This window comes from Ruminococcus sp. 210702-SL.1.03, assembly GCF_020559915.1.
Classification (GTDB): Bacteria; Bacillota; Clostridia; order Oscillospirales; family Ruminococcaceae; genus YE71.
The window spans coordinates 159,509-180,034 of sequence record NZ_JAJCLZ010000002.1; the positions used below are offsets into that span (position 1 = coordinate 159,509).

Here is a 20,526-nt window from a genome sequence, read left to right on the forward strand (position 1 = left end):
GATCATACAAACAGACATTCATATATTTATACGGAGATAAAGAAAGGGACAAAATTTTATGCTGATACTCAATATGTTCAGAGGTTTCTGCATGGCGCTGGCGGACAGCGTTCCGGGCGTTTCGGGCGGCACTATCGCTTTTCTGCTCGGCTTTTACGATAAATTCATCGGTTCGCTGGACGCGCTGGTATCGGGCACTAAGGAGGAGCGCAAAGAGGCGTTGGTATTTCTCGTAAAGCTCGGCATAGGCTGGGCTATCGGCTTGTGCTCTTCGGTGCTGGTGCTTTCAAAGCTTTTTGAGAGCCATATATACATACTCAGCTCGGTATTTTTCGGCTTGACGCTTTTCGCGATACCCGTAGTGGCGCGCGAGGAAAAAGACTCGCTGAAAGGCAAGTACTACAACCTGATATTCTGGGCTCTGGGCACGGCGCTTGTAGTCGGCATAACCTACCTGAACGGTCACTTGGGCGCTTCAAAAGACTTTGAGCACATTACCGTTGGCTTAGTGATATATGTATTCATCGCGGCGATGATAGCTATTTCGGCGATGGTGCTGCCGGGCATCTCGGGTTCTACCATGCTGCTCTGCTTCGGCATTTATCTGCCCGTTATCAACTCGATAAAGGAATTTCTGCACTTTAATTTCAAGTATGTGCCGATGCTTTTCGTATTCGGTTTCGGCGTTATCGCGGGAATAATAGTTATTATAAAGTCGGTAAAGCGCTGCCTTAAAAATCACCGCAGCAAGACCATCTACACGGTACTGGGACTTATGACAGGCTCGCTTTACGCGATAATACAAGGCCCGACAACGCTCGACACGCCTAAGCCCGCGCTCTCGCTGAGCACTTTCAGCATCGTGGCGTTCATCGGCGGCGGCGTACTGCTTTTCCTGCTGGAGCTTTTCAGATACCTTATGGAAAAGAACGCGGCGAAAAAAGAGCTGAAGGCAGCTATCGAAAAGATCGACTAAAAACGCAAAGCCCGACGGAAAAGGTCGGGCCTTTTTATACTATTATAAAAGGGGGCTTGCAGAATGGCGGAATATATGCATCTGGTGCACTGCTTCGAGCCGGTTTACGACGAAAACAGCCGCGTGCTGATACTCGGTTCGTTCCCGTCGGTGAAGTCGCGCGAGGAGGGCTTTTATTACGGCCACCCGCGGAACAGATTTTGGCGGCTCATCGCCGAGCTTTACGGCGCGCCGCTGCCGCAGACCACTGAGGAGAAAACTGCATTGCTGAAAGCCTGCGGCGTGGCGCTTTGGGACAGCATAGCCGAGTGCGACATAGCGGGCTCTGACGACTCGTCCATCAAAAATGCGAAAGCGGCGGACATAGCGGGTCTGCTGAAAAAGTGCCCGATAGAGCGAATTTATGCCAACGGTGCGGCGGCGGCGAGGGTGTACGCGAAGTTCCAGCAGGAGCGTTGCGGCATGAGCGCGGTGACCCTGCCCTCGACCAGCCCCGCCAACGCTGCATGGAGCTTCGAGCGGCTGAAAACGGCGTGGGAGCGGGTGACTAGAGGGGAGTGAAAAGAGCGCAGCGCAGCAAGTTGTAAATAAAGTGTAAATTTTTGCGTAAGTCCTTGCAATATCGGTAAAAGTGATGTATAATATATCTTGCGTGACTGCAACGGATACGTTCGCCAGGAACGTATCAAAAGATATGCGTTGAAGCGGGAGGTTGCTGACGGTGCGTCAGGTAATTTCCGCCGAGTATGTCCGATTTTAAACCGGGCGGCTGTAATAACGAAACACTGTGTGTGCTTGTACTTCTTGCGAAAGGCGGTATGTCCGCTTTTAGTATGGGCAGGCGTGTGTCTTATTGAGTCCGGGAGCGTTAATGGTAATGCTTTCGGTATTTTTTATGACTAAAGCGCGGAACACACGGATAAGTGGTTAAACGTTAAAACAGTGATTTGCCCCCAGAAAACATCATTCATGCGCACAAGGAGGCGATTTAAAGTGGCAGTCAATGAAAAGATCAGAATCAAGATCAAGGGTTACGAGCACGCTACCGTTGACGCGGCAGCAGCTAAGATCGTTGACGTTGTAAAGCGTTCGGGCGCTAAGGTTTCGGGTCCTATCCCGCTCCCTACCGATAAGGAGATCGTTACTATTCTCCGCGCTGTACACAAGTATAAGGACAGCCGTGAGCAGTTCGAAATGAGAACTCACAAAAGACTTATCGACGTCATCAGACCTACCAAGGAAACTACATCTACTCTTGAGAACCTTGAACTTCCTGCCGGAGTAAGCATCGTAATGGAGATCAAGTAATTTCCGAAAGAGATCGCGGGCGATCTCGAAACGAAAGCTTAAACGCAGGTCATGTTGGAGCTTCAGAGCTTCAACCAATAACCATTAGGAGGAAATTAAAATGCAGAAAGGTATCATCGGAAAGAAAATCGGCATGACACAGATTTTCGATGAGTCGGGAAAAGTGATCCCCGTTACCGTAGTAGAAGCAGGCCCCTGCGTCGTAGTACAGAAGAAAACTCTGGAAAACGACGGCTACGAGGCTGTACAGCTCGGCTATGGCGACGTAAAAGCTAAGAATGTAAACAAGCCTCTTGCAGGTCACTTCAAGAAGGCTGACGTAGCGGCTAAGAGAACTCTCAAGGAATTCAGACTTGAAGATTGCAGCTCTCTTAACGTACAGGATATTGTAAAGGCTGACATCTTTGCAGCAGGCGACATCGTAGATGTAAGCGGCACCAGCAAAGGTAAGGGCTTTGCAGGAACGATAAAGCGTCACAACAACGCAAGACTTAAGGAAACTCACGGTACAGGCCCTGTTCACAGACATGCAGGATCTATGGGAGCTTGCTCCTCACCTTCGAGAATCTACAAGGGCAAGGGAATGCCCGGACATCTCGGCGCTGAAAAGGTTACCGTACAGAACCTTGAGATCGTAAAGGTAGACGCAGAGAACAATCTTATCGCAATCAAGGGAGCTATCCCCGGTCCTAAGAACGGCACCGTTACAATAGTAGATTGCGTTAAGAAGGCTTAATGGAAGGAGGAAATCAATATGTCACAGATTTCAGTATTTGATATGAAGGGCAGCAAAGTTTCCGACCTTGAGCTTAACGATAAAGTATTCGGAATCGAGCCTAACGCGGCAGTAATGCACGCAATGGTTGTAAATTATCTGGCTAACCAGCGTCAGGGCACACAGAGCACTCTTACCAGAACAGAGGTAAGCGGCGGCGGAAGAAAGCCCTGGAGACAGAAGGGTACCGGCCACGCTCGTCAGGGCTCTATCAGAGCACCTCAGTGGGTACACGGCGGTGTTGCACTCGGCCCTAAGCCCAGAGATTACAGCTACTCGCTTAATAAAAAGGAAAAGAGACTGGCTATGAAGTCGGCGCTTTCTTCTAAGGTAGCTGAGAGCGAAATGGTAGTAGTAGACTCCATCGCACTCGAGGCATACAAGACCAAGACTGTTGTTGAGATGCTCAAGGCACTCGGCGCAGATAAGAAAGCTCTTATCGTAACTGAGGGAGTAGACGCAAAGCTTGTAAAGAGCGCTGCTAACATCCCCGGAGTTAAGACGGCTACGGTAAACACCCTCTGTGTTTACGACATTCTCAACTGCGACAAGTTCATCGTAGTTAAGGACGCCGTTGCTAAGATCGAGGAGGTATATGCGTAATGGAAAAGATTGCTTCTGATATCATCTTAAAGCCGATCATCACCGAGGACTCTATGGAGCGCCTTGAGAACGGCAAGTATACCTTCAAGGTAGCAAAGGACGCAACTAAAGTCGAGATCGCTAAGGCTGTTGAGACCCTTTTTGACGTAAAGGTGGCTAAGGTAAACACCATCAGCGTAAAGGGCAAGGCTAAGAGAATGGGAAGATTCGTAGGATATCGTCCCGACTGGAAAAAGGCGATCGTTACCGTAGAAGGCGACAAGACCATCGAATTCTTCGACGGAATGTTCTAAGATATAAATGTATAGGCGAGAATATCACGCCTGCAAAACCCTAATTAAGGAGTGAATTTGAAATGGCAATAAAGAGCTATAAGCCTACTACTCCCGGCAGACGCGGCATGACCGTTACTGATTATTCGGGACTCAGCAAGGCAGCTCCCTGCAAGAGCCTGTTAGAGCCTATGGATAAGCACAGCGGCAGAAACAGCTACGGCAGGATCACCGTACGTCACAGAGGCGGCGGAGTAAGAAGAAAATACCGTGTTATAGATTTCAAGAGAAACAAGCTCGATATGGACGCAAAGGTATTGACTATCGAGTACGATCCTAACAGATCTGCATTCATCGCACTCGTAGAATACGAGGACGGCGAGAAGAGATATATCATCGCACCTAACGGACTTAAGGTAGGCGATGTAGTAAGAGCCGGCGCTACCGCGGACATCAAGCCCGGAAACGCACTTGCACTTGCAAACATCCCCGTAGGTACTTTCATCCACAACCTTGAGCTTTATCCCGGCAAGGGCGCACAGCTCGTACGCAGCGCCGGCAATATGGCACAGCTTATGGGTAAGGAAGACACCTACGCACTCGTAAGACTTCCTTCGGGCGAAATGAGAAAGCTTCCCATCAACTGCATGGCTACCATCGGCCAGGTAGGCAATATCGACCACGAGAACGTGAACATCGGTAAGGCAGGAAGAAAGCGTCACATGGGCTGGAGACCTACCGTAAGAGGTTCGGTAATGAACCCCTGCGATCACCCCCACGGCGGTGGTGAAGGTAAATCACCCGTTGGACGTCCCGGACCTGTTACCCCTTGGGGCAAGCCTACACTGGGATACAAGACCCGTGCAAAGCATCATCGTTCCGATAAGTATATCGTAAAGCGCAGAAACGGTAAGTAATGCTGAAAGGAGGCAGATGATACATGGGAAGAAGTGTTAAGAAGGGACCTTTCGTCGAAGAGTCTCTTATGAAAAGAGTTTTAGCAATGAACGAGGCAGGCGAGAAGAAGGTCGTAAAGACCTGGAGCAGAGCTTCCACCATTTTCCCTGACTTTGTTGGTCATACATTCGCTGTTCACGACGGACGCAAGCACGTTCCTGTTTATGTAACCGAGGATATGGTAGGTCATAAGCTGGGCGAATTTGCTCCGACCAGAACCTACAAGGGTCACGCCGGTTCAAAGACATCGAATAACGGCAAGAAGTAACGGCGGAAAGGAGGAATTCAAATGGAAGCAAAGGCAATTTTAAGAAATGCCAGAATCGCCCCCAGAAAGGTACAGATCGTACTGGATCTGATAAGAGGTAAAGATTACGAAGTTGCGCTTGCAACAGTACAGCATACACCCAAGGCTGCCAGTGAATATCTTGAGAAGCTTCTGAAGTCCGCCGCTGCAAACGCAGAAAACAATCACAACATGGATAAGAATAACCTCTATGTTGCAGAGTGCTACGTTTGCCCCGGACCTATAATGAAGAGAATCATGCCTAGAGCACAGGGCAGACCCTATAGAATTCTGAAGAGAACATCTCACGTTACCGTGGTTCTCAAGGAAAAGGAATAAGCGTAATAGAGGAGGTAAACTATGGGCCAGAAGGTTAATCCGCACGGACTCCGCGTCGGTGTAATTAAAGATTGGGATTCCCGTTGGTTTGCAGACAAGAGCACTTTCGGCGATACGCTTGTAGAAGACTACAACATTCGTAAATATATCCTGAAGAAGCTCAACACCAGATCTAAGAATCCTGCAAACAAGACCGTTTATGCCGGTGTTCCTAAGGTAGAAATCGAAAGATTTGCCGACAGCGAGGGCGGTCAGAAAATAAAGGTACACGTACACTGCGCAAAGCCGGGCCTGGTAATAGGCAAGGGCGGTGCAGAGATCGAAAAGCTTCGCGGCGAGCTCGAGAAGATGACCGGCAAGAAGGTTTCGATCAATATAGTAGAGGTAAAGCAGCCTGACATCAACGCACAGCTCGTTGCTGAAAAGATCGCTCACGACCTCGAAGACAGAGTTTCCTTCCGCCGTGCAATGAAGCAGTCCATCGGACGTGCAATGAAGCTTGGCGCAAAGGGAATAAAGACAAGAGTAAGCGGCCGTCTTGGCGGAGCTGAAATTGCAAGAGCAGAAAGCTATCACGAGGGTACTATCCCCCTGCAGACCATCAGAGCCGACATCGACTACGGTTTTGCTGAGGCAAACACCACCTACGGTAAGATCGGCGTAAAGGTTTGGATATACAGAGGCGAAGTTCTGAAGGGCGAAGTTGCTGCATCTGACAGAAAGAGCGACAGAAAGCCCAGAAGAAGAAACGACGACAACCGTCGCGGCGGCAGAAGAAACAACAACCGCGGCGCAAACAGAGTAGAAGGAGGTAACAACTAATGCTGCTTCCAAAGAGAGTAAAGTACAGAAGAGTACAGAGAGGTAGAATGAAGGGCAAGGCTACCAGAGGTAACAAGGTCACCAACGGTGAATACGGCCTTCAGGCTCTTCAGCCGGCATGGATAACTTCCAACCAGATCGAGGCTGCCCGTATCGCTATGACAAGATACATCAAGAGAGGCGGACAGGTATGGATAAAGATATTCCCTGACAAGCCCGTAACTGAGAAGCCCGCCGAGACCCGAATGGGTTCAGGAAAAGGCTCGCCTGAGTACTGGGTAGCAGTAGTAAAGCCCGGCCGCGTAATGTTTGAAATTGCAGGCGTCAGCGAAGACGTAGCACGCGAGGCTATGAGACTTGCGATGCACAAGCTTCCTGTAAAGTGCAAGTTCGTCAAGAAAGAAACGGATGGTGAACAGTAATGAAAGCAAGTGAACTGAAAGATTTATCGACAGCTGAGCTCGAGCAGAAGCTTGCAGAACTGAAGCAGGAGCTTTTTAACCTTCGTTTTCAGCATGCTGTAAACCAGCTTGAAAATCCCATGAGAATGAAAGCTGTTAAGAGGGATATTGCTCGTGTAAAGACAGTTCTTCGTGAGTCTGAGAACGCTTGAAGGGAGGACTTTTAAATGAGCGAAAGAAATCTTAGAAAAACCAGAGTAGGAATGGTAGTTTCCGACAAGATGGATAAGACTATCGTAGTAGCTATCGTAGATAACGTAGCACATCCTCTCTATAAGAAGATCATTAAGAGAACCGTAAAGCTGAAGGCACACGATGAAAACAACGAGTGCAAGATAGGCGACAAGGTAGAGGTAATGGAAACCAGACCTCTCTCCAAGGATAAGAGATGGAGACTTGTAAGAGTTCTCGAGCAGGCTAAGTAATTAAAATACTTCGCCGCGAAAAGTTCGGCGGAAAAGAAGCGGCGCGGCGTAAAAAAAGCGCTGCGAAGGTTTTCCGCGAAAATGACTAAAAGCTTAAAGCATTTTTTGGATTTTTTGAAAGGAGGAACGCACTGTGATTCAGATGCAGACTTATCTCAAGGTTGCAGATAACTCCGGCGCTAAGGAGCTTATGTGCATCAGAGTATTAGGCGGTACACGCAGAAGATATGCAAACATCGGCGACGTAGTAGTAGCTTCTGTTAAGAAGGCAACACCGGGCGGAGTTGTTAAAAAAGGCGATGTAGTGAAGGCAGTAATCGTTCGTTCAGCCAGCGGTCTCAGAAGAGCAGACGGAACATACATCCGTTTCGATGAAAACGCTGCTGTAATTATAAAGGAAGACAAGAACCCCAAGGGTACACGTATTTTTGGACCGGTAGCAAAGGAACTTCGTGATAAAGATTACATGAAGATACTTTCGCTCGCTCCCGAAGTACTTTGATTAGGAGGCGTCGTTAATGAATAAGGTACACGTAAAGACCGGCGACACCGTAGTAGTTCTTTCCGGAAAGAATAAGGGACAGCAGGGCAAGGTACTTGCGGTTTCCCCGAAGGAAGGAAAGGTAATCGTTGAGGGACTTAACAAGGTAAAGAAGCACGTAAAACCCAGAGCAATGGGTCAGCAGGGCGGCATAGTAGAGGCCGAAGGCGCAATGTACGCCAGCAAGGTACAGGCTGTATGCCCTAAGTGCGGCAAGCCCACCAGGATCGCACACAAGATCCTCGAGGACGGCTCCAAGGTCAGAGTTTGCAAGAACGAAGGCTGCGGAGAGGAATTTTAATTAAGGAGGAGACATTACGATGGCAAGATTAAAAGAATATTATGTTTCAGACGTAGCTCCTGCCCTGATGAAGAAATTCAAGTATGAAAACGTGATGCAGATCCCTAAGCTTGATAAGGTAGTTATCAACGTAGGCTGCGGCGCGGATAAGGATAACAAGAAGGTTATCGACGCTATAATGGCGGATCTCGCGGCAATCACAGGTCAGAAGCCGATCGTCTGCAAGGCGAAGAAATCGGTAGCAAACTTCAAGCTCAGAGACGGACAGGTCATCGGCGTAAAGGTAACGCTGAGAGCTGACAGAATGTACGAGTTTGTAGACAGACTTTTCAACGTAGCATTCCCCAGAGTACGCGACTTCAGAGGAATCAACGGCAACTCTTTTGACGGCAGAGGAAACTACTCGACCGGTATCAAAGAGCAGCTCATCTTCCCGGAGATCGAGTATGACAAGATAGACAAGGTGCGCGGTATGGATATCAACTTCATCACTACCGCAAAAACAGACGAAGAGGCTAAGGAGCTGTTATCGCTTCTGGGCGCACCGTTTGCAAAGTAAGAAGGAGGGTATTATAAATGGCTAAGAAGGCTATGATCAACAAGCAGCAGGCTGAACCTAAGTACTCCACCCGAGCTTACAACAGATGCAAGATCTGCGGTAGACCGCACGCATATTTAAGAAAATACGGAATCTGCCGTATCTGCTTCAGAGAACTCGCACATCAGGGCAAGATTCCCGGAGTTAAGAAGGCAAGCTGGTAAAAGGGAGGTTAATCAATAATGCAGATTACTGATACAATTGCAGACCTGCTTACGAGAATCCGTAACGCAAGCACTGCAAAGCACGCAACAGTTGACATTCCCGCTTCCAACATGAAGAAGTCTATTACCCAGATCCTCCTTGACGAAGGATACATCAAGGACTACAAGGTAATCGACGACGGAAAGCAGGGAACTATCAGAGTTACTCTGAAGTACGACGAGAACAGAAACTCAGTTATCACTGGTCTGAGAAGAGTTTCTAAGCCCGGTTTAAGAATCTATGCAGGCTGCGAAGATCTGCCTAAGGTAATGAAGGGACTTGGCGTAGCCATCATCTCTACTTCCAAGGGCGTTATCACCGACAAGAAGGCAAGAGAGCTTAACGTAGGCGGCGAGGTTCTCGCATTTATCTGGTAAGGAGGACTATACTATGTCAAGAATAGGTATCAAACCCATTACAGTTCCTGCCGGAGTAGATGTGACCATTGCAGACGGAAACGTTGTAACGGTAAAGGGACCTAAGGGTACACTTACAAAGTCCTACAACAAGGACATGATAATAAAGTGCGCTGACGGCGTTATCACAGTAGAGCGTCCCAGCGAGGACAAAGCGCACAAGTCCCTCCACGGACTTACAAGAACGCTCATCAACAATATGGTAGTAGGCGTTACCGAGGGCTATTCCAAGCAGCTCGAGATCGTCGGCGTAGGTTACAGAGCACAGAAGCAGGGCAAGAACGTAAACCTGAACCTTGGTTTTTCTCACCCCGTAGTTATCAGCGAAACTGATTCCATCAAGCTCGACGTACCCCAGCCCAACCAGATCGTTGTATCGGGTATCGATAAGCAGGAGGTTGGTCAGTTTGCCTGCGAGATCCGCGAGAAGCGTCCGCCTGAGCCTTATAAGGGCAAGGGAATCCGCTACGCCGGTGAATATGTCATCCATAAGGAAGGCAAGGCCGGTAAGGGCAGCAAGAAGTAATTAGAGAAGGAGAGAATAGCAAATGGTTAAGAAGCTTGACAGAGCAAAGGCAAGAGCAAAAAGACACTTCAGAGTCCGCAACAAGATCAGCGGTACAGCAGAGTGCCCCCGCCTTAACGTATTCCGCTCCTCGAAGCATATATATGCTCAGATTATCGACGACGTAAAGGGTGTAACACTTTGTGCAGCTTCCTCGATGGATAAGGCATTCGAGGGCAACGGCGGCAACAAGGAAGGCGCGCGCAAGGTCGGCGAGATGATTGCAAAAGCAGCCGCTGAAAAGGGTATCTCCGAAGTCGTATTCGACAGAGGCGGTTACGTTTATCACGGACGCGTTCAGGAGTTAGCAGAAGGAGCCCGTGAAGGCGGACTCAAGTTCTAAAGGAGGTTTTACTTTTGGCTTTAATAGATGCGACAGGATTGGAGCTTGCCGAGAAGGTAGTTGCAATCAATAGAGTATCCAAGACCGTAAAGGGCGGCCGTATAATGAAGTTTTCCGCGCTTGTAGTAGTAGGCGACGGAAACGGCATAATCGGCTTTGGTCTTGGCAAGTCGGGCGAAGTTCCCGACGCTATCCGCAAGGGTATCGAGGACGCTAAGAAGAACCTTGTCAAGGTTTCCCTCAAGGGCACCACGATCCCCCACGAGATCGTAGGCAAGTTTGGCGCTGGCGAAGTACTTCTGATGCCCGCCGCACCCGGTACCGGTGTTATCGCCGGCGGCCCCGTAAGAGCCGTAGTAGAAGTAGCCGGAATCAAGGATATAAGAACAAAGTCGCTGCGTTCAAACAATCCTTCAAACGTAGTAAGAGCTACCATAAACGGTCTTGCTTCGGTAAAATCCGCCGAGGAGGTTGCCGCTAAGAGAGGCAAGTCCGTAAAGGAAATCATAGGTTAAGGAGGACAAGGCAATGGCAAATCTTAAGATCACTCTTGTAAGAAGCCTCAACTCTAAGTCTGAGAAGCAGATTGCAACCGCACATTCCCTTGGTCTTCGTAAGATCGGCGCTGAGACCGTACAGCCCGATAACGCACAGACGCAGGGCAAGATCAAGGTTATTTCACATCTTATAAAAGTAACAGAAGCGTAAGTTAGGAGGTGCAACAGATAATGAAACTGCACGAATTATCACCTGCTCCCGGTTCTGTTAAAGACGTTAAGAGAATCGGCAGAGGACACGGTTCCGGTCAGGGCAAGACCGCCGGAAAGGGTCACAAAGGTCAGAAGGCACGTTCCGGAGGCGGCGTAAGACCCGGCTTTGAGGGCGGACAGACCACACTCGCTAGAAGAATCCCGAAGAGAGGATTCAACAACATTTTCAGAACCGAGTATGCTACCGTTAACGTTTCGGATCTTGAGAAATTCGTAGACGGCACCGTAGTAGATGCAGAGCTGCTGAAGGCTTCGGGTCTCATCAAGAAGGAGCTCGACGGCGTAAAGATCCTCGGAAATGGAGAACTCACTAAAAACCTTACCGTTAAGGCTGCAAAGTTTACCGCAGCTGCTAAAGAAAAAATTGAAAAGGCAGGCGGGAAGGCTGAGGTGATGTAATAGTGTTACAGACGTTAAAAAATGCCTGGTCGGTACCTGAGCTTCGCAAAAAGCTTTTGTACACACTACTCATCATCATAATTTATCGAATCGGCGGAGCTATCCCCGTGCCGTTCCTCGACACGGCGGTAATCAAAAGCTGGTTTGAAACACAAAACAGTAACGGAAATATATTCAGCTACTTAAACGTACTTTCGGGAGATAACTTCTCGAAAGGTACGCTGCTGGCTCTTTCCGTTTCACCTTATATCAACGCACAGATCATCATTCAGCTTCTTACTTACGCTCTGCCGCCGCTCGAAAGACTGGCTAAAGAGGGTATGGAGGGCAGAAAGAAGATCGACAAGGTCACAAGATATGCGGCGCTCGCTATCTCGGTTTTCCAGGCTTGGGCTTACTACCTCACCCTGAAAAATCAGGCGCACGCGCTTGTATACACCGGCAGCGGCTTCGACAAAGTATTCTCTGAGATCGTAATTATCATGTGCTTCACGGCAGGCTCTTCGCTTACTATGTGGCTGGGTAATCAGATCAGCGAGAAGGGTATCGGAAACGGTATCTCGATACTGCTGTTCGCAGGAATCATCGCACGCATCCCTTCCGATATGGTAAGAGATTTCGGTTACATGACCAGCGGCGATACCAAGTACAAGATACTTGTTCCCCTGCTCTATGTGATCTACATTTTCATGATCGCGCTCATCGTTTTCATGAACAACGCAGAAAGACGTATCCCGATCGCTTACGCCAAGCGCGTGGTAGGCAGAAAGCAGTACGGCGGTCAGAACACCTTCCTTCCTATAAAGGTATCTATGGCGGGCGTTCTCCCCATAATCTTCGCTATGGCATTTATGTCGCTGCCCGCTACTCTGGAGCTTTTCATTACTCCTAAGGCAGGCGGTTTTTACGAGAAGGTGCTGAACGTGTTCAGCTACAGCCACCCCGTATACGGCGTTCTGTATTTCATTCTGATAATCGCGTTCAACTACTTCTATATTTCCATGCAGTATAACCCGCTTGAGATCGCGAACAACCTTCGTCAGTCAAACGGCTCGATACCCGGTATAAGACCCGGCAAGCCTACGGTAGATTACCTGCGCCGCGTACTTTCTAAGATCACGCTGCTGGGCGCTTTCTTCTTAGGTCTTATCGCGCTGTTCCCGATAATCTTCGGTTACGCGACTAACCTGCCTGTTTCGATGGGCGGTACTTCGATCCTCATCGTAGTAAGCGTTGCACTGGAAACTGCAAGAACAATGGAATCTCAGATGATGATGCGTCATCATAAGGGCTTCCTTGAATAATAAAAGACAGTCTGAGTTTAGATAAGGAGGACACCACTGATGAATCTTATTTTATTAGGCGCTCCCGGCGCCGGCAAGGGCACTCAGGCAGAAGTTATCTGCAAAGAGCTCGGCATACCCACTATCTCGACGGGCAATATGCTCAGAGCAGCCGTTAAAGCCGGTACCGAATACGGTCTGAAAGCTAAAGCTGCTATGGACGCAGGCGACCTTGTTTCCGACGACATCGTTATCGGAATACTTAAGGATAGGATAAAAGAGCCAGACGCACAGAACGGCTTCATTCTCGACGGCTTTCCCAGAACTGTTCCTCAGGCTGAAGCGCTCGACGCTATGGGCGTTACCATCGACAAGGTAATTGAAATATATGTACCCGATGAGAAGATCCAGCAGCGCATGAGCGGTAGAAGAGTTTGCCTCGACTGCGGCGCAACGTTCCACACAGATTTCAAGCCCCCCAAGCAGGAGGGTATCTGCGACGCTTGCGGCAAAGAGCTGGTTATCCGCAAGGACGACGAGCCTGAAACAGTAAAGAGCAGACTTAAAACTTACCACGAGCAGACAGCTCCTCTTAAAGATTACTACAAGGCACAGGGCAAGCTGACCACCGTAGTAGGTCAGGAGGAAGTTGCCGATACCTCTAAGCTCACGCTTGAGGCGCTCAAGGCATAAAAACTTGTTTTCGGGATCTAGAAAGAAGTTTAAAAAATGATTTCTGTAAAATCACCTAAGGAAATTGAAAAAATGCGCAAAGCCGGTCTTATCACAGGCGGCGCGCTGGTGGCGGCGGGCGAGGCTATCCACGCGGGTATGACTACCAAAGAGCTGGATACCGTAGTTCGCAAATACATCACATCGCACGGAGCAAAGCCGAGCTTTTTAGGCTACGGCGGCTTCCCCGGATCTGCCTGCATTTCCATCAACGATGTGGTTATCCACGGAATACCCGGCCCTCAGGTAATAAAGGATGGCGACATCGTTTCGGTGGACGTCGGAGCTTATATCGGGGGATTTCACGGTGATTCCTGCAAGACCTTTGCAGTCGGCGAAGTTTCCGAAGAGGCAAAGGCACTGATGAAGTCGACCGAGGAAAGCCTTTACCTCGCGATAAGTATGGTAAAGCCGGGCGTAAGGCTCGGAGATCTCGGAGCGGCTATTCAGAAATACAATGAGGATAACGGATACGGCGTGGTTCGCGAGTTCGTGGGCCACGGAGTTGGAAGAGATCTGCACGAAGACCCCGAAGTTCCGAATTTCGGAAAAGCGGGTCACGGCGTAAGACTTCAGGCGGGAATGGTAATAGCCATAGAGCCTATGATAACCGAGGGAAGCCCCAAGGTGAAAGTAATGGGCGACGGCTGGACTACTAAAACTGCCGACGGCAAACTATCCGCTCATTTTGAACACACCATCGCAGTTACAGAAACAGGCTGCATGATTCTTACAAAGCCTGATTAACTCGAAAAACGTGTTCACACACACTACTTTACAATCGAAACGTGAAAGATCGAGGGCAGTCTTTTTTGCCGCGGCGCGAAACGTTGCAAAGCGCCGAAAAGGGAAGAGAGCATTTCACTGCCTGAGATCATAATCGTTTTGAATATAATAAGCGCAAGCTGATATCGGAGTTTAAAACCCAAAGCGAAGAAATCGGCAGACCGTTCATAAACCTAAAGAACGGGAGTTGTTTTAAATCCGATGATTTTCGATCCTTGAAAGGAATGTGGATCTATGTCAAAGGAAGATGTAATCGAACTCGAAGGAGTAGTAACAGAAGCACTGCCTAACGCAACTTTCAGAGTAGAGCTTGCTAACGGCCACAAGATTCTGGCGCAGATCTCCGGAAAGCTTCGTATGAATTACATTCGTATAGTACCCGGTGATAAGGTAACGGTCGAAATGTCGCCTTATGATCTTACAAAGGGAAGAATCACATGGAGAGCGAAATAATAAGCTTTCCGTCATAAGTCAAGTGCGAGGCTTTTGAAGCTTCGGCGTTTATATTTGAAGGAGGTATTTCAAATGAAAGTAAGACCTTCAGTTAAGCCCATGTGCGAAAAGTGCAAAGTTATCAAGAGAAAAGGCAAGGTAATGGTAATTTGCCAGAACCCCAAGCACAAGCAGCGTCAGGGTTAACAAACCAAATTTGGAGGTGCAGCTATAATGGCTCGAATTGCTGGTATCGACCTGCCCAAGGATAAGAGAGTAGAAATCGGACTCACCTATATTTACGGCATCGGTCAGAAGACTTCCGCTAAGATTCTTGCGGAAACAGGCGTCAATCCCGACATCAGAGTTAAAGATCTGTCGGAAGACGACGTAGCAAAATTACGTGAATATATCGATCACAATTTAACGGTAGAGGGCGACCTCAGAAGAGAAGTTGCGCTCAACATTAAAAGACTTGTAGAGATAGGCTGTTACAGAGGCGTTCGCCACAGAAAGGGTCTGCCTGTAAGAGGACAGAGAACTAAGACCAACGCCAGAACCCGCAAGGGCCCTGTAAAGACCATCGCTAACAAGAAGAAGTAAGGAGGGACTAAAAGAACATGGCTCAGGCTAAGAAAGTAATTCGCCGTCGTCGCGAAAGAAAGAACATTGAACAGGGACAGGTTCACATCCAGTCCACCTTCAACAACACCATAGTTACTATCACCGATATGCAGGGCAACGCTATTTCTTGGGCTTCCGCAGGCGGTCTCGGCTTCCGCGGATCTAAGAAGAGCACTCCTTTCGCAGCACAGACTGCTGCTGAGACCGCTGCAAGAGCAGCTAAGGAGCATGGCCTCAAGATCGTAGAAGTATACGTTAAGGGACCCGGAGCAGGAAGAGAAGCAGCTATCCGCGCTCTTCAGTCGGAAGATCTTGAAGTAAGAATGATCAAAGACGTAACTCCTATCCCCCACAACGGTTGCCGTCCTCCTAAGAGAAGACGCGTATAATAAGACAATTTGAGTGCAGTTTACTCAAAGTCGGGCAGTCGGCAAAAAAGCCGCAGAGGCCCGATACAACATTAAAAAACGGAGGTAATTACAATGGCAGTAAACAGAAAACCTATCCTTAAAACTTGCAGAGAGCTCGGCATCAGCCCTATGGTCATGGGCGTAGGCAAAGAGACAAAGCGCGATCCTAACGCGGGCAAGAGAAAAAAGGTTTCCGAATATGGAATGCAGCTCAAGGAAAAGCAGAAGCTGAGATTTATCTACGGCGTACTTGAGAAGCAGTTCTCCCACACTTTTGAGATCGCTCAGAAGATGGAAGGTCAGGCCGGTGAAAACCTCATCACCTGTCTCGAGTCCAGACTCGACAACGTAGCATTCAGAATGGGCGCAGCTCTTACCAGACGCGAAGCTCGTCAGCTCGTTGCACACGGCCACTTCCTCGTAAACGGCAAGAGAGTAGATATCCCTTCTTACAGCGTTAAGGTAGGCGACGTTATCTCCCTTTCCGAAAAGAGCAAGAAGAGCGAAAAATTCAAGCAGATCGCCGAAGGTACGGCTGACAGACTCACTCCCGCTTGGCTTGACGTAAACAAGGAACAGGGAAGTGCTAAGGTACTTCGCGCTCCTGTTAAGGAAGACCTTGATTACGAAGTTGAAGAGCACCTTATCGTCGAGCTGTATTCTAAGTAATAACTTAGAATACGCTGTAAACGGCGTTATGTTTTGCAGACATCCACTCGTAAACGTGAGAAAACTAAGCAGAGTTTTTGAAAACAGGAGGGTTTTAAATGCTTGAAAAAATAGAAAAGCCTGAAATTGAAACAGAAGAGCTTAAGAGCAACGGCACATACGGACGTTTCGTGCTTGAGCCGCTTGAGCGTGGCTATGGCATCACACTTGGCAACAGCTTAAGAAGGGTGCTGCTCTCCTCGTTACCGGGCGTAGCCGTTACATCGGTAAAGATCGACGGCGTACACCACGAGCTTACGACGATTCCGGGAGTTAAGGAAGATGTAACAGAGATCATCCTGAACCTCAAGGGACTTACAGCAAAGTTATACGGCGACGGACCCAAGACCATTTACATTGAGGCTGAGGGCGAATGCGAAGTTACCGCAGGCGACATCAAGGCTGATTCGGAAGTGGATATTCTCGTTCCTGATATGCATATAGCTACTCTGGGACCTGACGCAAAGCTGTATATGGAGATCGTTATCGACCGCGGCAGAGGCTACGTTTCTGCCGAGAAAAACAAGTCCCTTACGCCAAACGCGCCGATAGGTGTAATTGCGGTAGACAGCATTTATACCCCGGTGCTGAAGGTAAATTATACGGTAGATAATACGCGTGTTGGACAGATCACCGACTACGACAAGCTTACTTTAGAGGTATGGACCGACGGTACTATTTCCGCTAAGGAAGCAGTTTCAATGGCAGCCAAACTCCTCAACGAGCATCTTAACCTCTTTATCGACCTTTCGGAAGAGGCGAGCGTTGTAGAGATCATGGTAGAGAAAGACGACAAGGGCAAGGAAAAGATCCTTGAGATGACCATTGAGGAACTTGACTTATCCGTTCGCTCGTTCAACTGCTTGAAGCGTGCGGGTATCAACACCGTAAACGATCTGATTGAGAAATCGGCTGAAGAAATGATGAAGGTTAGAAACCTTGGTAAAAAGTCATTTGACGAGGTCAAGGAAAAGCTGCATTCGCTTGGATACGACCTCAGTTCCGAAGAAGATAATTAAGTTATAAGTAAGGAGTGAAAATCTATGCCAGGCACAAGAAAGCTGGGAAGAGCTAGCGACCACAGAAAGGCTATGCTGAGAGCTATGGTCACTTATCTTCTTGAAAACGGTAAGATTGAAACAACTGTAACAAGAGCTAAAGAAGTCAGCGCTATGACCGAGAAAATGATCACTCTGGGCAAGGCGGGCGACCTCCATTCCAAGCGTCAGGTACTTTCCTACGTTACTAAGGAATCGGTTGCGAAGAAGCTTTTTGACGACATCGCTCCGTCCTATTCCGGACGTAACGGCGGTTACACCAAGATCGTAAAGATCGGACCCCGCCGCGGTGACGCTGCTGAAATGGCTATCATTTCGCTTGTATAAGTTTTTCGATTTAATATCACATAAAAAAGACCTCCCGAGTTTTTCGGGAGGTTTTTCTTTTGCATTTGTGTCGGTTTACTGCTTCATTTTCGTTGTCTGGCGCTGCGCCATTACCAGCTTGTAGTAAACGCCTTTGTGCTTCATAAGCTCGGTGTGCGTGCCGCACTCTGCCAAATGCCCTTTGTCGAGAACTATCAGCCTGTCCGCGGCGCTCAGGGTCGAGAGTCTGTGGGCTATCGCAATGGTAGTCCTGCCTGCCGTCAGCTTGCCGAGCGCTTCCTGTATCTGCTTTTCGGTCTGGGTGTCGAGCGAGGCTGTCGCTTCGTCGAGGATTATTATCTTCGGGTCGTGAAGTATCGCCCTCGCGATAGCTATGCGCTGGCGCTCGCCGCCGGAGAGCTGATAGCCTTTGTTGCCGACGCGCGTGTTGTAGCCGTCGGGCAGCTTTGTTATAAAGTCGTGCGCGTTCGCTATCTTCGCCGCCTTTATGACCTCCTCAAAGGTCGCGTTCGGCTTGGCGTAGGCGATGTTTTCCAGCACGTTGCCGTCGAAAAGAAAGGTTTCTTGCAGTACCACGCCCACCTGCGAGCGCAGGCTGTGCAGGTCTATCTGCTTGATGTCAACGCCGTCGATGCGTATCTCGCCCTGCGTGCAGTCGTAAAGCCGCAGGATAAGGTTTATCATAGTCGATTTGCCGACGCCCGAGTGACCGACTATGCCGACCATCTCGCCCTGCTTTATGCGGCAAGTGATGTCTTTCAGCACAGGGTCGTAAGATTTGTAGCCGAAGTACACGCCGTCGAACTCTATATCGCCCTTTATGTCGAGCTTTATCGGGTCGGCGCAGTCGCGCACGTCGCTCTCTTCGTCTAGTATCTCAAAGACCTTGCCCGCCGAAACGGAAACGTCCGCCAGATTTCGCGGTATCTGTATCATCCAGCGTATCGGCGTGTACAGCATCGCAACGTAGGTGGTGAACTGTATGAGCTGACCGAGCGACATTGTTTCGCCCAGCACCATTCGTCCGCCGAAATACAGCACAAAAAAGTTGCCGATGGTGAGGATAAATTCCGAAATGGGTATCGTCAAGTACCACATTATCTCGGCGCGGGTGCAGCTTTTCGCCCACTCCTCCGAGCAGCCGGAGTAGCGCTGTACCTCGCGCCATTCGTTGCCGTAGGATTTTACTACCCGTATGCCGTTGAGTATATCGTGCAAGGTTTCGCTGTGGCGGGTCGAGTTTTTCCAAACTCTGGTGTAGCGGATAGCCATAGCGTTGAAAAGCTTATCGACTATCGCGAAAACTATCGGCACGGGGAGGACAGTCATGAGCGCCAGCCGCCAGTCCATGAAAAATACCAGCACGCCGATTATGATGAGCGAGAGCGTTTGCACCACCGCGTCCTTGCCGTTTGCAGTGATGAAGTCCTCTATCTTCGCCGCGTCGTTGGAAACGCGGTTTATCAGCTCGCCCGCCGTGCGCTTCGACACCGCGCTCATCGAGAGCGTCTGCGATTTTTCAAAAACTTCCTCGCGCAGGTCTTTGCCCAGCCCCAGCGCCGTGCGAAAGCTGAATTTCATGTTGATGAAGTCGAAAATACCCGTCATGAGTATCAGCCCGACTGAGGTCACCGCCAGCGCGATGAAGCCGCTCCATTCCTCAAAGCGCGGGGTGACGTAGCGGTCGATTATTAGTCTGTTGATGTAAGGTGTGATGACCCAGGTCGCTTCCGAAAGCACCGCGCAGATGACGGCTATCGTGAAAATTTTCTTGTACGGGGCTACGCGCTTTATCAGCCGCAGCAGCGTGCGGCTCTTGCCAACGCAGTAAATGCACTCCTTCGCGCCCTCCAGCGGCATACCGCATTTCGGGCAGTTCGGCTCTTCGCCGCCCGTGTCTGTTATCAGCTCGGCCGTGCGCACATAGTGGTCGAGCAGCTTCATCATCTCGGCGAACCGCAGGAATTTCTCTTGCGTAAACCCGCAGAAAGCCAACGTTTGCCCGCTTTTATCAACGCCCTGCGCCATAGAGCTTCCCGCGCCGCGCGTTACCTTAAATTCGGTGAAGTCGCTTATCAGGTATTCCCGCGCAAGCTCGCCGTTTTCGTAGATGAGCAGCTTTTCACGCGTAGCGCAAAGGCAGCCGCCGCGCTTTTCGCCCTCGGCGGTGAAGTCCGCGGGCAGCGAGTACACCACGCCTTCCGGCGCGTTTTGCGGTACAGATATGCAGAGATCCATTTGCAGACCCCCTTTCGTTAGATTTTATTAGGTAAACATCTCCAGCACCTGCAAGCTTTTCTTGTCAAGCTTGCTGATGTCGGGACAAAAATATTTGTTGCCGTCGGCGTCGTTGACGTAAAGATAGCTGCCGTTCAGCAGTCGGAAATTCTGATACCAGTCGCGAACGCATATCGTCTTTTCGCCCGCTGTGGTGTCGGTCTTTACGAATATCGCGCCGCGCATATTGTCGCGTATCGAGTAAACGCGCGTTATCTCGGGCATGAAATATTTGTACTCTAAGTAGCCGTTCAGCAGCTCAAACTGCTCGGGAGGCAGCTCCGCCATGTCTTTTATAACGCCCACTTCGCGAAATTCGCGCTCCTCGTTCTCGTAATGCAGGCTGATGTACTGCGTTTTTGAGTAAAAGGGTATCAGCCGCGTGGGGTCTATCTTGCGGTACGTTTTGCCGCCGTACTCCAGCGTCAGGTAGCCGCTCGGCTCTTTTTTCAGATGTATCTCCGCGCAGTTCAGCAGCGTTAGCTTGTCCACCTCGTAGACCTCGGCGGTGTTAATTTCTTCTGACAT

General features: G+C 49.4%; 35 protein-coding genes. 33 read left to right on the forward strand and 2 right to left on the reverse strand.

Annotated features, from left to right (window positions below; translation table 11 throughout):
* The first annotated feature begins 58 nt into the window (after positions 1-58).
* The 33 genes from LI114_RS02240 to rplQ all read left to right on the forward strand — a co-directional run bounded on the left by LI114_RS02240 (position 59) and on the right by rplQ (position 17,721).
* A complete protein-coding gene (locus LI114_RS02240; protein WP_319638287.1) occupies positions 59-976 on the forward strand; it encodes a DUF368 domain-containing protein in 918 nt (305 codons plus the stop codon).
* A gap of 63 nt (positions 977-1,039) precedes the next feature.
* Positions 1,040-1,537 carry a DNA-deoxyinosine glycosylase gene (locus LI114_RS02245; protein ID WP_227219002.1) on the forward strand — a complete coding sequence of 166 codons (498 nt, stop codon included), beginning with the start codon at positions 1,040-1,042 and terminating at the stop codon, positions 1,535-1,537.
* A gap of 432 nt (positions 1,538-1,969) precedes the next feature.
* Positions 1,970-2,284 (forward strand): 30S ribosomal protein S10, encoded by a 315-nt coding sequence (gene rpsJ / locus LI114_RS02250; RefSeq protein ID WP_022127524.1) that lies wholly within the window; start codon positions 1,970-1,972, stop codon positions 2,282-2,284.
* 100 nt (positions 2,285-2,384) lie between these two features.
* Complete coding sequence (gene rplC, locus LI114_RS02255; RefSeq protein WP_022127525.1) at positions 2,385-3,020, forward strand: 50S ribosomal protein L3; 636 nt, start codon at positions 2,385-2,387, stop codon at positions 3,018-3,020.
* 18 nt (positions 3,021-3,038) lie between these two features.
* Positions 3,039-3,662, forward strand: coding sequence for a 50S ribosomal protein L4 (gene rplD, locus LI114_RS02260; protein WP_227219004.1), 624 nt, complete (start codon positions 3,039-3,041; stop codon positions 3,660-3,662).
* The gene (gene rplW, locus LI114_RS02265; protein WP_022127527.1) at positions 3,662-3,955 is read left to right on the forward strand and encodes a 50S ribosomal protein L23; all 294 of its coding nucleotides are present in this window, start codon (positions 3,662-3,664) and stop codon (positions 3,953-3,955) included. The genes rplD and rplW overlap by 1 nt, the downstream gene beginning before the upstream one ends.
* A 62-nt stretch (positions 3,956-4,017) precedes the next feature.
* Positions 4,018-4,851: a 50S ribosomal protein L2 gene (gene rplB, locus LI114_RS02270; protein WP_022127528.1), complete on the forward strand. Its 834-nt coding sequence runs from the start codon at positions 4,018-4,020 to the stop codon at positions 4,849-4,851.
* Between the two features lie 23 nt (positions 4,852-4,874).
* Positions 4,875-5,159 carry a 30S ribosomal protein S19 gene (rpsS, locus tag LI114_RS02275; protein ID WP_022127529.1) on the forward strand — a complete coding sequence of 95 codons (285 nt, stop codon included), beginning with the start codon at positions 4,875-4,877 and terminating at the stop codon, positions 5,157-5,159.
* Between the two features lie 21 nt (positions 5,160-5,180).
* Positions 5,181-5,516 carry a 50S ribosomal protein L22 gene (gene rplV, locus LI114_RS02280; RefSeq protein ID WP_227219006.1) on the forward strand — a complete coding sequence of 112 codons (336 nt, stop codon included), beginning with the start codon at positions 5,181-5,183 and terminating at the stop codon, positions 5,514-5,516.
* A 21-nt stretch (positions 5,517-5,537) separates the two neighbouring features.
* Positions 5,538-6,338 carry a 30S ribosomal protein S3 gene (rpsC, locus tag LI114_RS02285; RefSeq protein ID WP_022127531.1) on the forward strand — a complete coding sequence of 267 codons (801 nt, stop codon included), beginning with the start codon at positions 5,538-5,540 and terminating at the stop codon, positions 6,336-6,338.
* Entirely contained in the window at positions 6,338-6,760 is a 423-nt protein-coding gene (gene rplP, locus LI114_RS02290; RefSeq protein ID WP_022127532.1) for a 50S ribosomal protein L16, read from the forward strand. Before rpsC ends, rplP begins: the two co-directional genes overlap by 1 nt.
* Complete coding sequence (gene rpmC, locus LI114_RS02295; RefSeq protein WP_022127533.1) at positions 6,760-6,951, forward strand: 50S ribosomal protein L29; 192 nt, start codon at positions 6,760-6,762, stop codon at positions 6,949-6,951. Before rplP ends, rpmC begins: the two co-directional genes overlap by 1 nt.
* Positions 6,952-6,966: 15 nt before the next feature.
* Entirely contained in the window at positions 6,967-7,224 is a 258-nt protein-coding gene (rpsQ, locus tag LI114_RS02300; protein ID WP_022127534.1) for a 30S ribosomal protein S17, read from the forward strand.
* Positions 7,225-7,357: 133 nt separating this feature from the next.
* Entirely contained in the window at positions 7,358-7,726 is a 369-nt protein-coding gene (rplN, locus tag LI114_RS02305; RefSeq protein WP_022127535.1) for a 50S ribosomal protein L14, read from the forward strand.
* Between the two features lie 16 nt (positions 7,727-7,742).
* Positions 7,743-8,066, forward strand: coding sequence for a 50S ribosomal protein L24 (gene rplX, locus LI114_RS02310; RefSeq protein WP_022127536.1), 324 nt, complete (start codon positions 7,743-7,745; stop codon positions 8,064-8,066).
* A gap of 19 nt (positions 8,067-8,085) precedes the next feature.
* Positions 8,086-8,625 carry a 50S ribosomal protein L5 gene (gene rplE, locus LI114_RS02315; protein WP_022127537.1) on the forward strand — a complete coding sequence of 180 codons (540 nt, stop codon included), beginning with the start codon at positions 8,086-8,088 and terminating at the stop codon, positions 8,623-8,625.
* Positions 8,626-8,642: 17 nt separating this feature from the next.
* On the forward strand, positions 8,643-8,828 hold the full coding sequence (locus LI114_RS02320; protein WP_022127538.1) for a type Z 30S ribosomal protein S14: 186 nt from the start codon (positions 8,643-8,645) through the stop codon (positions 8,826-8,828).
* An 18-nt stretch (positions 8,829-8,846) separates the two neighbouring features.
* The gene (gene rpsH / locus LI114_RS02325) at positions 8,847-9,245 is read left to right on the forward strand and encodes a 30S ribosomal protein S8 (RefSeq protein ID WP_022127539.1); all 399 of its coding nucleotides are present in this window, start codon (positions 8,847-8,849) and stop codon (positions 9,243-9,245) included.
* Positions 9,246-9,258: 13 nt separating this feature from the next.
* Positions 9,259-9,810, forward strand: coding sequence for a 50S ribosomal protein L6 (gene rplF, locus LI114_RS02330; protein WP_227219009.1), 552 nt, complete (start codon positions 9,259-9,261; stop codon positions 9,808-9,810).
* A gap of 22 nt (positions 9,811-9,832) precedes the next feature.
* Complete coding sequence (gene rplR / locus LI114_RS02335) at positions 9,833-10,192, forward strand: 50S ribosomal protein L18 (RefSeq protein WP_022127541.1); 360 nt, start codon at positions 9,833-9,835, stop codon at positions 10,190-10,192.
* Positions 10,193-10,206: 14 nt separating this feature from the next.
* Positions 10,207-10,707 (forward strand): 30S ribosomal protein S5, encoded by a 501-nt coding sequence (gene rpsE / locus LI114_RS02340; protein ID WP_022127542.1) that lies wholly within the window; start codon positions 10,207-10,209, stop codon positions 10,705-10,707.
* 13 nt (positions 10,708-10,720) lie between these two features.
* Complete coding sequence (gene rpmD / locus LI114_RS02345; protein WP_022127543.1) at positions 10,721-10,900, forward strand: 50S ribosomal protein L30; 180 nt, start codon at positions 10,721-10,723, stop codon at positions 10,898-10,900.
* A 20-nt stretch (positions 10,901-10,920) separates the two neighbouring features.
* The gene (gene rplO / locus LI114_RS02350; protein ID WP_022127544.1) at positions 10,921-11,361 is read left to right on the forward strand and encodes a 50S ribosomal protein L15; all 441 of its coding nucleotides are present in this window, start codon (positions 10,921-10,923) and stop codon (positions 11,359-11,361) included.
* Positions 11,362-11,363: 2 nt separating this feature from the next.
* The gene (secY, locus tag LI114_RS02355; RefSeq protein ID WP_227219011.1) at positions 11,364-12,665 is read left to right on the forward strand and encodes a preprotein translocase subunit SecY; all 1,302 of its coding nucleotides are present in this window, start codon (positions 11,364-11,366) and stop codon (positions 12,663-12,665) included.
* 39 nt (positions 12,666-12,704) lie between these two features.
* Entirely contained in the window at positions 12,705-13,337 is a 633-nt protein-coding gene (locus LI114_RS02360) for an adenylate kinase (RefSeq protein ID WP_022127546.1), read from the forward strand.
* Positions 13,338-13,373: 36 nt separating this feature from the next.
* Complete coding sequence (gene map / locus LI114_RS02365; protein ID WP_227219013.1) at positions 13,374-14,123, forward strand: type I methionyl aminopeptidase; 750 nt, start codon at positions 13,374-13,376, stop codon at positions 14,121-14,123.
* A 273-nt stretch (positions 14,124-14,396) separates the two neighbouring features.
* Positions 14,397-14,615, forward strand: coding sequence for a translation initiation factor IF-1 (gene infA, locus LI114_RS02370; RefSeq protein ID WP_022127548.1), 219 nt, complete (start codon positions 14,397-14,399; stop codon positions 14,613-14,615).
* Positions 14,616-14,687: 72 nt separating this feature from the next.
* Positions 14,688-14,801: a 50S ribosomal protein L36 gene (rpmJ, locus tag LI114_RS02375; RefSeq protein WP_022127549.1), complete on the forward strand. Its 114-nt coding sequence runs from the start codon at positions 14,688-14,690 to the stop codon at positions 14,799-14,801.
* 27 nt (positions 14,802-14,828) lie between these two features.
* Positions 14,829-15,197 carry a 30S ribosomal protein S13 gene (rpsM, locus tag LI114_RS02380; RefSeq protein ID WP_022127550.1) on the forward strand — a complete coding sequence of 123 codons (369 nt, stop codon included), beginning with the start codon at positions 14,829-14,831 and terminating at the stop codon, positions 15,195-15,197.
* 17 nt (positions 15,198-15,214) lie between these two features.
* Entirely contained in the window at positions 15,215-15,607 is a 393-nt protein-coding gene (gene rpsK, locus LI114_RS02385) for a 30S ribosomal protein S11 (RefSeq protein ID WP_022127551.1), read from the forward strand.
* Between the two features lie 93 nt (positions 15,608-15,700).
* Positions 15,701-16,297 (forward strand): 30S ribosomal protein S4, encoded by a 597-nt coding sequence (rpsD, locus tag LI114_RS02390; RefSeq protein WP_227219015.1) that lies wholly within the window; start codon positions 15,701-15,703, stop codon positions 16,295-16,297.
* Positions 16,298-16,395: 98 nt separating this feature from the next.
* Positions 16,396-17,355 (forward strand): DNA-directed RNA polymerase subunit alpha, encoded by a 960-nt coding sequence (locus LI114_RS02395; RefSeq protein ID WP_022127553.1) that lies wholly within the window; start codon positions 16,396-16,398, stop codon positions 17,353-17,355.
* Between the two features lie 24 nt (positions 17,356-17,379).
* Positions 17,380-17,721, forward strand: coding sequence for a 50S ribosomal protein L17 (gene rplQ / locus LI114_RS02400; protein WP_022127554.1), 342 nt, complete (start codon positions 17,380-17,382; stop codon positions 17,719-17,721).
* 75 nt (positions 17,722-17,796) lie between these two features.
* Here rplQ and LI114_RS02405 read toward each other — a convergent pair whose 3' ends face one another.
* Together LI114_RS02405 and LI114_RS02410 are read right to left on the reverse strand one after the other, a co-directional pair.
* A complete protein-coding gene (locus LI114_RS02405) occupies positions 17,797-19,959 on the reverse strand; it encodes an ABC transporter ATP-binding protein (protein WP_227219017.1) in 2,163 nt (720 codons plus the stop codon).
* A 27-nt stretch (positions 19,960-19,986) separates the two neighbouring features.
* Positions 19,987-20,526 carry a DUF1854 domain-containing protein gene (locus LI114_RS02410; protein WP_227219019.1) on the reverse strand — a complete coding sequence of 180 codons (540 nt, stop codon included), beginning with the start codon at positions 20,524-20,526 and terminating at the stop codon, positions 19,987-19,989.

Excerpts from the sequence above, each read along its gene's own strand:
- rpsQ (WP_022127534.1), top strand. The coding sequence starts at position 6,967 with ATGAGCGAAAGAAATCTTAGAAAAACCAGAGTAGGAATGGTAGTTTCC.
- rpmJ (WP_022127549.1), top strand. The coding sequence starts at position 14,688 with ATGAAAGTAAGACCTTCAGTTAAGCCCATGTGCGAAAAGTGCAAAGTT.
- rplV (WP_227219006.1), top strand. The coding sequence starts at position 5,181 with ATGGAAGCAAAGGCAATTTTAAGAAATGCCAGAATCGCCCCCAGAAAG.
- rplD (WP_227219004.1), top strand. The coding sequence starts at position 3,039 with ATGTCACAGATTTCAGTATTTGATATGAAGGGCAGCAAAGTTTCCGAC.
- rpsC (WP_022127531.1), top strand. The coding sequence starts at position 5,538 with ATGGGCCAGAAGGTTAATCCGCACGGACTCCGCGTCGGTGTAATTAAA.
- rplE (WP_022127537.1), top strand. The coding sequence starts at position 8,086 with ATGGCAAGATTAAAAGAATATTATGTTTCAGACGTAGCTCCTGCCCTG.
- LI114_RS02245 (WP_227219002.1), top strand. The coding sequence starts at position 1,040 with ATGGCGGAATATATGCATCTGGTGCACTGCTTCGAGCCGGTTTACGAC.
- rplO (WP_022127544.1), top strand. The coding sequence starts at position 10,921 with ATGAAACTGCACGAATTATCACCTGCTCCCGGTTCTGTTAAAGACGTT.
- LI114_RS02395 (WP_022127553.1), top strand. The coding sequence starts at position 16,396 with ATGCTTGAAAAAATAGAAAAGCCTGAAATTGAAACAGAAGAGCTTAAG.
- rplR (WP_022127541.1), top strand. The coding sequence starts at position 9,833 with ATGGTTAAGAAGCTTGACAGAGCAAAGGCAAGAGCAAAAAGACACTTC.
- rpmD (WP_022127543.1), top strand. The coding sequence starts at position 10,721 with ATGGCAAATCTTAAGATCACTCTTGTAAGAAGCCTCAACTCTAAGTCT.
- LI114_RS02320 (WP_022127538.1), top strand. The coding sequence starts at position 8,643 with ATGGCTAAGAAGGCTATGATCAACAAGCAGCAGGCTGAACCTAAGTAC.
- LI114_RS02410 (WP_227219019.1), bottom strand. The coding sequence starts at position 20,526 with ATGTCAGAAGAAATTAACACCGCCGAGGTCTACGAGGTGGACAAGCTA.
- LI114_RS02240 (WP_319638287.1), top strand. The coding sequence starts at position 59 with ATGCTGATACTCAATATGTTCAGAGGTTTCTGCATGGCGCTGGCGGAC.
- rplX (WP_022127536.1), top strand. The coding sequence starts at position 7,743 with ATGAATAAGGTACACGTAAAGACCGGCGACACCGTAGTAGTTCTTTCC.
- rpsS (WP_022127529.1), top strand. The coding sequence starts at position 4,875 with ATGGGAAGAAGTGTTAAGAAGGGACCTTTCGTCGAAGAGTCTCTTATG.
- rpmC (WP_022127533.1), top strand. The coding sequence starts at position 6,760 with ATGAAAGCAAGTGAACTGAAAGATTTATCGACAGCTGAGCTCGAGCAG.
- LI114_RS02405 (WP_227219017.1), bottom strand. The coding sequence starts at position 19,959 with ATGGATCTCTGCATATCTGTACCGCAAAACGCGCCGGAAGGCGTGGTG.
- rplB (WP_022127528.1), top strand. The coding sequence starts at position 4,018 with ATGGCAATAAAGAGCTATAAGCCTACTACTCCCGGCAGACGCGGCATG.
- LI114_RS02360 (WP_022127546.1), top strand. The coding sequence starts at position 12,705 with ATGAATCTTATTTTATTAGGCGCTCCCGGCGCCGGCAAGGGCACTCAG.
- rplC (WP_022127525.1), top strand. The coding sequence starts at position 2,385 with ATGCAGAAAGGTATCATCGGAAAGAAAATCGGCATGACACAGATTTTC.
- rplW (WP_022127527.1), top strand. The coding sequence starts at position 3,662 with ATGGAAAAGATTGCTTCTGATATCATCTTAAAGCCGATCATCACCGAG.
- rpsH (WP_022127539.1), top strand. The coding sequence starts at position 8,847 with ATGCAGATTACTGATACAATTGCAGACCTGCTTACGAGAATCCGTAAC.
- rplF (WP_227219009.1), top strand. The coding sequence starts at position 9,259 with ATGTCAAGAATAGGTATCAAACCCATTACAGTTCCTGCCGGAGTAGAT.
- infA (WP_022127548.1), top strand. The coding sequence starts at position 14,397 with ATGTCAAAGGAAGATGTAATCGAACTCGAAGGAGTAGTAACAGAAGCA.
- rplP (WP_022127532.1), top strand. The coding sequence starts at position 6,338 with ATGCTGCTTCCAAAGAGAGTAAAGTACAGAAGAGTACAGAGAGGTAGA.
- rpsK (WP_022127551.1), top strand. The coding sequence starts at position 15,215 with ATGGCTCAGGCTAAGAAAGTAATTCGCCGTCGTCGCGAAAGAAAGAAC.
- rplQ (WP_022127554.1), top strand. The coding sequence starts at position 17,380 with ATGCCAGGCACAAGAAAGCTGGGAAGAGCTAGCGACCACAGAAAGGCT.
- rpsM (WP_022127550.1), top strand. The coding sequence starts at position 14,829 with ATGGCTCGAATTGCTGGTATCGACCTGCCCAAGGATAAGAGAGTAGAA.
- map (WP_227219013.1), top strand. The coding sequence starts at position 13,374 with ATGATTTCTGTAAAATCACCTAAGGAAATTGAAAAAATGCGCAAAGCC.
- rpsD (WP_227219015.1), top strand. The coding sequence starts at position 15,701 with ATGGCAGTAAACAGAAAACCTATCCTTAAAACTTGCAGAGAGCTCGGC.